The organism is Stenotrophomonas sp. TWI602, assembly GCF_039674045.1.
Lineage (GTDB): Bacteria > Pseudomonadota > Gammaproteobacteria > Xanthomonadales > Xanthomonadaceae > Stenotrophomonas.
On the sequence record NZ_JBDJMT010000029.1, the window covers coordinates 22,079 to 33,584 of the forward strand.

At 67.3% G+C, this 11,506-nt stretch carries 7 protein-coding genes and 1 pseudogene; 3 read left to right on the forward strand and 5 right to left on the reverse strand.

Annotation, left to right across the window (positions count from 1 at the left end; genetic code table 11):
• Positions 1-18 precede the first annotated feature (18 nt).
• On the forward strand, positions 19-2,103 hold the full coding sequence (locus ABE483_RS17290; protein ID WP_346482110.1) for an acyltransferase family protein: 2,085 nt from the start codon (positions 19-21) through the stop codon (positions 2,101-2,103).
• Between the two features lie 16 nt (positions 2,104-2,119).
• Here the strand turns inward: ABE483_RS17290 and ABE483_RS17295 are convergent, their stop codons facing one another.
• The 5 genes and pseudogenes from ABE483_RS17295 to ABE483_RS17315 all read right to left on the reverse strand — a co-directional run bounded on the left by ABE483_RS17295 (position 2,120) and on the right by ABE483_RS17315 (position 9,700).
• Positions 2,120-3,481, reverse strand: a complete 1,362-nt coding sequence (locus ABE483_RS17295) for an amidohydrolase family protein (protein ID WP_346482111.1) — start codon at positions 3,479-3,481, stop codon at positions 2,120-2,122.
• Between the two features lie 89 nt (positions 3,482-3,570).
• On the reverse strand, positions 3,571-4,761 hold the full coding sequence (locus ABE483_RS17300) for an MFS transporter (protein ID WP_346482112.1): 1,191 nt from the start codon (positions 4,759-4,761) through the stop codon (positions 3,571-3,573).
• Positions 4,762-4,906: 145 nt separating this feature from the next.
• A pseudogene (metH, locus tag ABE483_RS17305) lies at positions 4,907-7,621 on the reverse strand (methionine synthase); the annotation flags it as partial.
• Between the two features lie 33 nt (positions 7,622-7,654).
• Positions 7,655-8,761: a homocysteine S-methyltransferase family protein gene (locus ABE483_RS17310; protein ID WP_313218804.1), complete on the reverse strand. Its 1,107-nt coding sequence runs from the start codon at positions 8,759-8,761 to the stop codon at positions 7,655-7,657.
• 9 nt (positions 8,762-8,770) lie between these two features.
• Positions 8,771-9,700, reverse strand: a complete 930-nt coding sequence (locus ABE483_RS17315; RefSeq protein WP_121037902.1) for a metalloregulator ArsR/SmtB family transcription factor — start codon at positions 9,698-9,700, stop codon at positions 8,771-8,773.
• A 148-nt stretch (positions 9,701-9,848) separates the two neighbouring features.
• On the opposite strand from ABE483_RS17315, the gene ABE483_RS17320 reads away from it, so the two are divergent.
• Both ABE483_RS17320 and ABE483_RS17325 read left to right on the forward strand, forming a co-directional pair.
• Positions 9,849-10,997 (forward strand): acyl-CoA dehydrogenase family protein, encoded by a 1,149-nt coding sequence (locus ABE483_RS17320; protein WP_346482113.1) that lies wholly within the window; start codon positions 9,849-9,851, stop codon positions 10,995-10,997.
• Between the two features lie 172 nt (positions 10,998-11,169).
• Positions 11,170-11,397, forward strand: a complete 228-nt coding sequence (locus ABE483_RS17325) for a hypothetical protein (protein WP_346482114.1) — start codon at positions 11,170-11,172, stop codon at positions 11,395-11,397.
• Positions 11,398-11,506 lie beyond the last annotated feature (109 nt).

Below are 11,506 nucleotides of genomic sequence, written 5' to 3' on the forward strand. Positions count from 1 at the left end.
CATGTCAGGAGCAGGGCCATGCAGGAACGCAGTCCCGGGTATTTCCCGCATATCGATGGCCTGCGTGCGATCGCCGTGCTGGCGGTCATCCTCTATCACCTCAAGGCGAGCTGGTTGCCGGGTGGCTTCACTGGCGTGGATGTGTTCTTCGTCATCTCCGGTTTCGTGGTCAGCGCCTCGGTGGATCGCCTGCCGGCGGTCGGCGGCTGGGCCGGGCTGGCACGCTTCTATGCGCGCCGCATGCGTCGCATCGCGCCGGCACTGGTGGTCTGCCTGCTGGTAACGGCGATGCTCAGCGCGTTGCTGATTCCCGAATCCTGGCTCAGCGAGACCAGCGACAAGACCGGCCGGATGGCGTTCTTCGGGCTGAGCAACTGGGTGCTGGCCAGCACCGGCAACGACTACTTCTCGCCGCGCACCGAGTTCAATCCGTACACGCATACCTGGTCGCTGGGTGTGGAAGAGCAGTTCTACCTGCTGTTCCCGCTGTTGTTCCTGGCGTGGGCCAGAGGCCCGCGCGGGCGCTGGCTGTCGCTGGGCCTGTTCGGCGTGGCAACCGTGGCATCGCTGGGCTACGCGGTGTTCCGCGCGCGGCAGGGCGGTCATGAGATCGATGCGTTCTACCTGACCACCACCCGCTTCTGGCAGCTGGGCGCTGGCGTGCTGCTGTTCCAGCTATTGTCCCTGAGCGGCCGGTTCACGCCGCCACCGGCTCCGCCGCGCGGTATCAGCTGGCGCTCGCCGCTGCTGGTGCTGAGCCTTGCGGCGCTGGGCTATGGGTTGTGGGCGGCACGGCCGGGGCATTCGCCGTGGATCGATGGGCTGTGGCCGGTGGTGGGCACGCTGGGGTTGCTGGGCCTGCTGCAGCGCTCATCCGGGGGCTGGATCGGGCGCGCGCTGGCGACCACGCCGATGGTGACGATCGGTCGGCTGTCCTACTCGCTGTACCTGTGGCACTGGCCGGTCTTCGTGCTGTTCCGCTGGACGGTGGGCCTGGAGACGGTGGCCACCGGCGGCGCCGCGCTGCTGTGCGTGGCACTGTTGTCCTGGCTGTCGTGGCGCTGGGTGGAACAGCCCCTGCGGCATGGGGCACGCTGGCGCGTCAGCAACGCGCGCTGGGTCGTGGTCGGGCTGGGCGTACTGGTGCTCGGCGCCGGCCTGCAGTCGGCGCTGGTCAAGACCCAACAGTACACCTCGCTCAGTGTGGTCAGCCGTGCCCCGCTGGACTGGTACCCGTATGCCAAGGGGCTGAAGAAGGAAATCCCGGACTGCCGCGTGCGGGTCAGCAACGTGCCGGTGCTGGGCGGGCAGGCGCGTCTGTATGAGCGTGGTGAGTGCCCGGGACGCACCGCATCCACCCGCCAACTGTTCGTGGCCGGTGATTCGCATGCGCTGGCCTACCACGAAATGTTGCAGCGCCTGGTTGTGCGGGATGGAGCGCCGATCCGCCTGTATGGCAGCGGAGGGTGCGCGCTGGTCGGGCTGCGCGCCTGGCAGGGGCCCAATCCGGCCTGCGAGGCCTATGCGCGCAATGTGCTGGACGATATCCAGGCGCGTGCGCAGCCGGGCGATGTGGTGCTGTTGGCAGGGCTGCGGCTGCCGCGCCTGTCTGAGCAGTACGCACTGTTCGATGTCGCGCAGGTTCGCGCCGACCATCTCAGCGAGGCGGCCAATGCAGGCCGCACCGCCGAAATCGCGCACTGGATCGAGCAGCTCAGGCCGCTGGCCGATCGCGGTGTTCACATCGTGCTGGAAGCGCCCAAACCCGTGCTGCCCGCGCCCCCGTACCGGTGCTCGGATGTATTCAACCGCCACAACCCGATCTGCGCCAACGGCATGACCGTGCCGCGCAGCGAGATCGAGCAGTTGCGTGCCCCGGTATTGGCCGGCCTGCAGCAGGTGGCTGCAGGTCTGCCCGGCGCGTCGATCTGGGATCCGATGCCGTTGCTGTGCCCCGGCGAGCAATGCCTGCCGACCCGTGAGGGCAAGCCGCTGTTCTTCGATGGTGACCATCTCAGCGGCTATGGCAATCGTCTGCTGCTGCCTGATTTCCAGGCGCAGTTGGCGCGGTGGGAGACGACGGCGCCCGCCGTCGCCCCCTGAATCACACCGCCCGCGATCAGTCGCGGGTAGCCGTGTCTGCAGCGGCTTCGATCGGCCCGGCGACTTCCTGGCCCGCCTGCCAGACCGCGCCAATGCGCTGCGTGTTGGCGATATCCACCAGCGGATCGGCATCGAGCACCAGCAGGTCGGCGCGCTTGCCGGCGGCAATGCGGCCGCGGTCGGTCTGCCCCAGCAATGCCGCCGCTTGCGCGGTGGCGACGTGCAAGGCTTCGGAGGGCGTCAGCCCGGCCTCCACCAACAGCTGCAGTTCCCGGTGTTCGGCCACGCCGATCACCCGTTGCGGCATCGCGCCGGCATCGGTGCCGAAGCCAAGCTTCACCCCGGCCGCATGCAGGCGGCGCACGTTGTCCAGATTGGTCGCGACCGCCTTGCGTGCGGCCGGTATGCCATCGCTGGCCAGCTGGCTGCGCTGCCACTCCGGCTGCGACCAGCGCGCCAGCACATCGGCGTGCAGTGCCTGGCGCAGGAAGGGCTGCTGCAATGCCAGCGGATGCTCGGCATACCCGTAGTTGGCCTCGTCGATGGCGATGGTGGGGATGTACCAGGTGCCCTGGTCGCGCATCTTCCGCGCCAGCATCGGGTCCACCGCGCGGTCGCGGATACCGTGGGCGAGGATGTCGACGTTGGCATCGACCAGGTCGCGGGCCTGCTCGAGATCGTGGATGTGGGCGGCGACCTTGAGCCCGCGCCCATGCGCTTCGGCGATGGCCGCGCGGTAGACCTCCGGGGTCATCATCGGACGCTTGCCGCCGAGATCATCGACCCACAGCTTGATCAGATCCACGCCATCGGCGTGCTGGATGGCCACGGCCGCGCGCGCCTGCTCGGCGTTGCGCGGCCGTGCCACCGGGTCATGGCGCAGACCCATGGTATCTGCCGGGGGTGCGCCATCCGGGGCGCCGATACCGCCGCCGGCGCCATACAGCTGCGCACCCAGGCCGGGATCGGCGTTCACCGCTTGGCGGATGGCGAAAAAGTCCGCGCCGTTCATGCCCAGCGCCGTCACCGTGGTGATGCCGTAGCGCTGGAACTGGCGCAGGTCACGCACCACGTTGTCATGGGTGTAGAAACGGTCGCCGTGCTCCAGCCCCTGCGTGTTGCCAACATGGGCATGGTCGCTGACCAGGCCGGGCAACAGGGTCTTGCCGGTGTAATCGATGCGGCGCGCACCGGTGGCGGCCGCCGGCAGCGGCGTGCCGACATGCACGATCCGCGCGCCGTCGATCAGCACCGGTGTGATGCCGAGGTCGCGCGTGCCATCGAAGACACGGGCATTGTCGAACAGGATCGGCTCGGCTGCGGCAGGCAGGGCGGTGGTGGCGGCAAGCAGCAGCGCCCACAGGCGGGTCGGTCGCATCGGCGGCTCCAGTCAGGGGGAGCCTTGAGCCTACCCCATCCGGGGGATCGGGTTGCCGGCCACTGGCCGGCATTGCCGGCAGCGGATGATCAGCGCGTGCGCGCGCGCAGCAGCGGCAGGCTGATCGCGAAGAAGCACAGCAAGGCGCCGGCCAACGCAAACCCGCTGCCCACGAGGAACGCGGTACGGCCCTGATCGATCGGCCACAACTGGCCCGCGATCAGCGCGCCGAGCACGCCGCCCACCCCGGAGGAGAAGCCGTACAACAAGCCCTGGCCATGGCCGTTGAGGCGCCCGGGGAAGTAGGTGGCCAGCATCTGCATCGCGGCGGCGAAGAAGGCGGCGAAGCCCAGTGCATGCGCGGTCTGGGCGACCAGCATCACCGGCAGGTTCTCCGGGAACAGCGCGGTGACCGCCCAGCGCACGGTGGAACTGAGCAGGGCGATCAGCAGCATCCAGCTGGCGTCATAGCGCCGGAAGAAGCGCCCGATGGTGAAGAACACGCCCACTTCGAACACCACCCCGACCGTCCACAGCACGCCCAGGGTGGAGGTCGCATAGCCGTGGTGATCCATGTAGACCGAAAAGAACGTGTAGTACGGGCCGAACGACAGCTGCTCCATGAACGCGGCCAGGAAGAACGCCAGCACCTGCGGCTTGCGCACGATCGCCCAGAAGCCACTGGCATCGCCGTCAGTGCGCTGCAGGTTGCGTGCGTAGTGGTTGGCAAAGCCCGAGGCGGTCAGCAGGCCGAACAGCGGCAGCATCAACCACGGCAGCAGATGCGCGTTGCCGGCACCGCCGTCGCCTTCGATGATCCAGCCGAACAGCATCACCACGGCGATGAAGCCCAGCGAGCCCCAGACCCGGATCAGCCCATAGCGATGGCTGTCGCTGCCCAGGTGCGTCAACGTGATCGATTCGAACTGCGGCATCACCGCGTTGTAGAAGAAGCAGAACGCGATCATCGCCGGGTACAGCCACGGCTGCGGCAATGGCAGCAGGAACGCGCAGAAGGTCAGCAGGGTGAGCACGCAGCCCAGCCGCAGCCAGAAGATCGGGCGCGGCGAGGCGGCGGCGAGGGAGGTCCAGGTGGTGGGGGCCACGATGCGGGTGGCGTACCAGATGCCCATCATCACGCTGATCGCGGTCACGCTCATGCCACGCGAGGTCAGGAACAACGACCAGTACGGCGTGAACGCGCCCAGGGCGGCGTAATAGAACAGGTAGAACGACGACAGGCGGACGGCCGGTACGGCGTCGCGGGGGAGGGCGGTCATGCAGGGTCTCGGAGGGCGCGCACCCGCCAACAGTGGGTGCCTACCCGTGCATTATGCCGGTAGCACCCGACCGTGGGTCGGGCAAACGAACGACACCGTCAATCCATCACGCCGGTAGCACCCGACCGTTGGTCGGGTGACGCGGTCATTCCGGATCGTAATCCAGGTTCGAGGCCAGCCAGCGCTCGGCCTGCACGCGGTCCACGCCTTTGCGCTTGGCATAGGCGACCACCTGCTCACGGGTGACCCGGCCGACCACGAAATACTGGCTCTGCGGGTGGCTGAAGTAATAGCCCGACACCGCCGCGGTGGGCAGCATCGCAAAGCTCTCGGTCAGCTGCATGTCCGCGTTGCGCTCGGCATCCAGCAAGCGGAACAGCGTGGCCTTCTCGCTGTGTTCCGGGCAGGCCGGATAGCCCGGGGCAGGACGGATGCCGGCGTACTTTTCGGCGATCAGCGATTCGTTGTCCAGCTGCTCATCGGGCTGGTAGCCCCAGTAATCCATGCGCACGTGCTGGTGCAGGCGCTCGGCCAGCGCTTCGGCCAGGCGGTCGGCCAGCGCCTTGAGCAGGATCGCGTTGTAATCGTCGTGGTCGGCCTCGAAGCGGGCCACGTGCGGGTCGATGCCGATGCCGGCGGTGACCGCGAACGCGCCGATCCAATCCTGCTTGCCGCTGTCGGCCGGGGCGATGAAATCGGCCAGGCAGAAATCCGGGCGTTCGACCGGCTTGTCCACCTGCTGGCGCAGGAAGTGCAGCACGGCCGGGCCGTTGTCGGTGCGCAGGTGCACGTCATCGCCGACGCTGTTGGCTGGCCACAGGCCGAACACGGCCTTGGCGGTCAGCCACTTCTCCTCGACGATGCGGGTGAGCATCGCGCGGGCGTCCTGGTACAGATCGGTGGCCTGCGGGCCGACGATCTCATCGGTCAGGATCGCCGGGAACTTGCCGGCCAGTTCCCAGGCCTGGAAGAACGGGGTCCAGTCGATCACCTCGACCAGGTCGGCCAGTGGGTAATCGTCGAGCACATGCAGGCCCGGCTTGCGCGGCGCCGGTGGTGTGTAGTTGCCCCAGTCGCCCACGAACCGCTGGGCGCGTGCCTTGGCGAGGGTGACCAACCGCTTGGCGTCGCCGCGGTTGCGGTGGCGTTGGCGGATGTCGGCGTAGTCGGCCTCGTTGGCGGCCACGAAGGCATCGCGCAGCTCACGCGAGATCAGCGATTGCGCCACGCCGACCGCGCGCGAGGCATCCTTCACCCACACCGTGGGCGCCTTGTAATGCGGGTCGATCTTCAGCGCGGTGTGCGCGCGCGAGGTGGTCGCACCGCCGATCATCAGCGGCATGGTGAAGCCCTGGCGCTCCATCTCGCGGGCGACGTGGCTCATCTCTTCCAGCGAGGGCGTGATCAGGCCGGACAGGCCGATGATGTCGGCGTTCTCGGCGCGCGCGGCGTCCAGGATCTTCTGCGCCGGGACCATCACGCCCAGATCGACCACGTCGAAATTGTTGCAGGCCAGGACCACACCGACGATGTTCTTGCCGATGTCGTGCACGTCACCCTTGACCGTGGCCATGATGATCTTGCCGTTGCTCTTGGCGGTGTCGCCGCTGCGGGCCTTTTCCGCCTCGATGTACGGCAGCAGGTAGGCCACCGCCTTCTTCATCACGCGTGCGGATTTGACCACCTGCGGCAGGAACATCTTGCCGGCGCCAAACAGGTCGCCCACGATGTTCATGCCGTCCATCAGCGGCCCTTCGATCACATCCAGCGGACGGGTCGAACGCGCACGCGCCTCTTCGGTGTCCTGCTCGACCCACGCATCCATGCCGTGCACCAGCGCATGGGCAAGGCGGTCATTGACCGGCTTCTCGCGCCAGGCCAGGTCTTCGCCGCGCACTTCGCCCTTCTTGCCCTTGTAGCGCTCGGCGATCTCCAGCAGGCGCTCGGTGCCATCGCTGCGGCGGTTGAGGATCACATCCTCAACGCGCTCGCGCAGCTCGGCGTCGAGATCATCGTAGATCGGCATCGCGCCGGCGTTGACGATGCCCATGTCCATGCCCGCGCCGATGGCATGGAACAGGAACACCGAGTGGATCGCCTGGCGCACGGTTTCATTGCCGCGGAAGGAGAACGACACGTTGGAGACGCCGCCGGAGACATGGCAGTGCGGCAACGTCCGCTTGATGATGCGGGTGGCTTCGATGAAGTCGACCGCGTAGTTGTCGTGTTCTTCGATGCCGGTGGCGACGGCGAAGATGTTCGGGTCGAAGATGATGTCCTGTGGCGGGAAGCCGACCTGCTCGGTCAGGACCCGGTAGGCGCGGGTGCAGATCTCGACCTTGCGCGCGCACGTATCGGCCTGACCTTCTTCATCGAAGGCCATCACCACGGCCGCTGCGCCGTAACGCAGTACCTTGCGCGCCTGTTCGATGAACTGCGCTTCGCCTTCCTTGAGCGAGATCGAGTTGACCACGCTCTTGCCCTGCAGGCACTTCAGCCCCGCTTCGATCACGCTCCACTTGGAGGAGTCGACCATCACCGGAATCCGGGCGATGTCCGGCTCGGACATGATCAGGTTGAGGTAGCGCGTCATCGCCTTTTCGGAATCGATCAGGCCCTCGTCCATGTTGACGTCGAGAATCTGCGCGCCGTTGGCGACCTGCTGGCGCGCCACTTCCACCGCTTCCTCGTAGCGCTCTTCCTTGACCAGCTTGCGGAACTGCGCGCTGCCGGTGACGTTGGTGCGCTCACCGATGTTGACGAACAGCAGGTCCGGAGTGATGACCAGCGGCTCGAGACCGGACAGGCGAGTGTGGCGGGAAGACGTCATGGGCAGGCGGGCACGGGCTGGCGGAGGAAGGTCAACGACAACGGGAGCGTGGGGCGGATGCGGTCATGCCGCGTCTTCCAGCGGTGGTGCGGGCAGGCGGCGCGGCGGCAGATCCGCCACCGCTTCGGCGATGGCACGGATATGTGCCGGGGTGGTGCCGCAGCAGCCGCCCACCAGGTTGAGCAGACCGGCGCTGGCGAATTCGCGCAGCGTGGTGGCCATTTCTTCCGGGGTTTCGTCGTACTCACCGAACGCATTGGGCAGGCCGGCATTGGGATGCGCGCTGACCAGGCACTCGGCCACCGTGGACAAGGTCTCCACGTGGGGCCGCATGTCGCTGGCACCGAGCGCGCAGTTCAGCCCGATCGACAGCGGCCGGCCGTGCGCGACCGAGGCGTAGAACGCCTCTGCCGTCTGCCCGGACAACGTGCGCCCGGAGGCATCGGTGATGGTGCCGGAGATCATCACCGGCAGCCGCCCGCCGCGGGCATCGAACACTTCTTCGATGGCGAACAGCGCGGCTTTGGCGTTGAGCGTGTCGAAGATGGTTTCCACCATCAGGGTGTCGGCACCGCCGTCGATCAGCCCATCGATGGCCTCGCGGTAGGTCTCGCGCAGCGCATCGAAGCTGGTGTTGCGGAAGCCGGGATCGTTCACGTCCGGGCTGATCGACGCGGTGCGGCTGGTGGGGCCGAGTACGCCGATCACGAAGCGCGGCTTGCCCGGCGTGGTCGTCGCGACCGCATCGCAGCAGGCGCGCGCTACTGCGGCACCGGCTTTGTTGAGCTCGTAGACCAGGTGTTCAAGGTGATAGTCGGCCTGGCTGACCGAGGTCGCGTTGAACGTATTGGTCTCGACCAGATCGGCGCCGGCTTCCAGGTACGCGGTATGGATGCCGCCGATCACCTCCGGGCGGGTCAACAACAGCAGGTCGTTGTTGCCCTTGAGGTCATGTCCCTGCGGCGTGTCGCCGGGCGCGGCATGGTCGCAGCCGGGCCCGTGCTGGTGGTCGTAACCGCCGGCGAAGCGCGCGCCGCGGTAATCGTCCTCTTCCAGCCCATGCCGCTGGATCATCGTGCCCATGGCGCCATCGATGATCAGGATGCGCTGGGCCAGCGCCGTTTCCAGCGCGTGCACGCGGTCGGGGTGGAGCCAGGGCAGGGATGGCATGGGCAGACCTCAGGGCTTGCTGGCGATCAGCGAAATGACTTCGAAATGCGGCGGGCGCTTCTCGCGGGTCACGGTTTCCAGGCTGGAGACGACCAGGCCGGCCTTCTCCACGAACTTGCGCAGTTCCTTGTCGCTGAAGCCGAGGTTGACGTGGCCATAGGCATCCACGGCCGCACGGTGCTCGTGACGGGCCAGGCTGCACAGCAGCAGGCGACCGCCCGGGCGCAGCACGCGCGCACCCTCGGCGACGGCCTGGGCCGGCTTGGCCGCATAGGTCAGTGCGTGCATCAGCACCACCAGGTCGAAGCTCTGGTCGGGGAAGGGCAGGGCATGCATATCGCCTTCGCGCACTTCCACGTTGGCCAGCCGGCGCAGGCGCTCGCTGGCGGCGGCGACCACGCGCGCGCTGGTGTCGATACAGATGTAGCGCTTGGCGTGCGGCGCCACAAGCTCGGCCAGCACGCCGTCACCGGAGGCGATGTCGAGCACGTCACCGGTTTCCAGCAACGGCAGGGCGGTGCGTGCCAGCGCCTCCCAGGTGCGGCCCGGGGAATAATGGCGTTCCATGTCGCCGGCGACGCTGTCGGCCCAGTTCTGGTCCGCCGCACGGCTGGCCATGACGGCAGCAACGCGTTCAGCATCCTGGCGCAGCAGCGGGTCGTCGCTGCCGGTGCTCAGGGCATGCCACAATGCGCGCTGCGCCGGATCCAGCGCGGCGTCATCGAAGCGGTAATACGCCGAGACGCCGGAGCGACGGTCGCGTACCAGGCCGGCTTCCTTGAGTCGGGCCAGGTGGGTGGACACCCGCGGCTGCGCCAGCGTGGTGATGGCCGACAGCTCGGCCACGGTGAGTTCTTCCTGTTCCAGCAGCGCCAGCAGGCGCACCCGGGTGGCGTCGGCAAACACTTTCAGCCGGACGGACCAGTCCTCGAGATCCATAAATATCTACCTATCGCGATATAGAGATATTTTCGTCCTTTGGCGGCGGTGCGGTCAAGTCAGGCGTGCTTTCCCCGCCCCCCGGTACAATCGCCCGACCGGGCCGCGCGCACTGTGGCCCTTATCACTCTGTACCCGGGAGGGTGTTGTGGATTTCAGCTTTACCGAAGAGCAGTTGATGCTGCAGGACGTTGCGCGCCGAATCGCGCAGGAAAAAATCGCGCCCAGCGCCGAACACCACGACCGCACCGGCGAGTTCCCGCTGGAGAACATCCGCCTGCTGGGCGAGAACGGTCTGATGGGCATTGAAGTGCCCGAAGCCTACGGCGGTGCGGGCATGGACCCGATCGCCTACGTCCTGGCGATGGTGGAGGTCGCCGCCGGAGACGCTGCGCATTCAACGATCATGTCGGTCAACAACTCGCTGTTCTGCAACGGCATCCTGACCCACGGCAGCGAAGCGCAGAAGCAGAAGTATGTGCGCGCCATCGCCGAGGGCGAGGCCATCGGCGCGTTCGCGCTGACCGAGCCGCAGTCCGGGTCAGATGCGACGGCCATGCGCTGCCGCGCGGTCAAGCAGGCCGACGGCACCTACGTGATCAACGGCAAGAAGAGCTGGATCACCTCCGGCCCGGTGGCCAAGTACATCGTGCTGTTTGCGATGACCGATCCGGAACAGGGCGCGCGTGGCATCACCGCGTTCATGATCGACACCGACAAGGTCGGCTTCCATCGCGGCAAGACCGAGCCGAAGCTGGGCATCCGTGCCTCGGCCACCTGCGAAATCGAGTTCCAGGATTACGTGGCCAGCGCCGACGACGTGCTGGGCAAGGAAGGCGAGGGCTTCAAGATCGCCATGGGCGTGCTCGACGCCGGCCGCATCGGCATCGCCTCCCAGGCCATCGGCATCGCCCGCGCTGCCTATGAGGCCACGATCGAATACGTGAAGGACCGCAAGGCCTTCGGTGCCGCCATCGGCACCTTCCAGATGACCCAGGCCAAGATCGCCGACATGAAGTGCAAGCTGGACGCGGCGATGCTGCTGACGCTGCGCGCGGCATGGGTGAAAGGCCAGGGCAAGCGTTTCAGCAATGAAGCGGCGATCGCCAAGCTGACCGCCTCCGAAGCGGCGATGTGGATCACCCACCAGGCCGTGCAGATCCATGGCGGCATGGGCTATTCCAAGGAAATGCCGCTGGAGCGTTACTTCCGTGATGCCAAGATCACCGAGATCTACGAGGGCACCTCGGAGATCCAGCGGTTGGTGATCGCGCGCAACGAGACCGGTCTGCGCTGAGGTTCGACGGCCACGACCCACGGTCGTGGCCTGCCCGGTAGGTGCCGCCCGGTGGGCGGGCCCCGGGTGTGGGCGAAAGTGGCCGCGGTGTTTGCCGGCCCGCCCCAAGGGGGTTTACCGCGGGGCAGGGGTCCAGACCCGGCGCACCCCCCGCGCCACCGTGCTGCGGCGGATGTGGCTGTGGCCCGACCCTGCCGTTGCCAAGGGCAATACCTCACTGACCCAGTTGCTGATCGGATTCGGCATTGGCGCAGCAATCAATGTCGTGCTCGGCCTGGTGCTCAACCGCGGCCCGCGCGCGAAGGGCGAGCCTGCCCGCCATCATTTCTTCTACCTGCCGATGCAGTGGCCGTCGCTGGCGATCGTGGTCGCCTGCGCGGCGGTGGCGCTGCTGCGCTGAGCGGTAGTGCCGGCCGCTGGCCGGCAACCAGGCGGTGCATGTAGGACAGGGCAGTGCCGGCCGCTGGCCGGCAACCAGGCGGTGCATGTAGGACAGGGCAGTGCCGGCC

What these genes read in the sequence shown, in the direction of transcription:
- ABE483_RS17300 (WP_346482112.1), bottom strand. Translation starts at nt 4,761, where the DNA reads ATGACCGCCCTCCCCCGCGACGCCGTACCGGCCGTCCGCCTGTCGTCG.
- ABE483_RS17310 (WP_313218804.1), bottom strand. Translation starts at nt 8,761, where the DNA reads ATGCCATCCCTGCCCTGGCTCCACCCCGACCGCGTGCACGCGCTGGAA.
- ABE483_RS17295 (WP_346482111.1), bottom strand. Translation starts at nt 3,481, where the DNA reads ATGCGACCGACCCGCCTGTGGGCGCTGCTGCTTGCCGCCACCACCGCC.
- ABE483_RS17325 (WP_346482114.1), top strand. Translation starts at nt 11,170, where the DNA reads ATGTGGCTGTGGCCCGACCCTGCCGTTGCCAAGGGCAATACCTCACTG.
- ABE483_RS17290 (WP_346482110.1), top strand. Translation starts at nt 19, where the DNA reads ATGCAGGAACGCAGTCCCGGGTATTTCCCGCATATCGATGGCCTGCGT.
- ABE483_RS17315 (WP_121037902.1), bottom strand. Translation starts at nt 9,700, where the DNA reads ATGGATCTCGAGGACTGGTCCGTCCGGCTGAAAGTGTTTGCCGACGCC.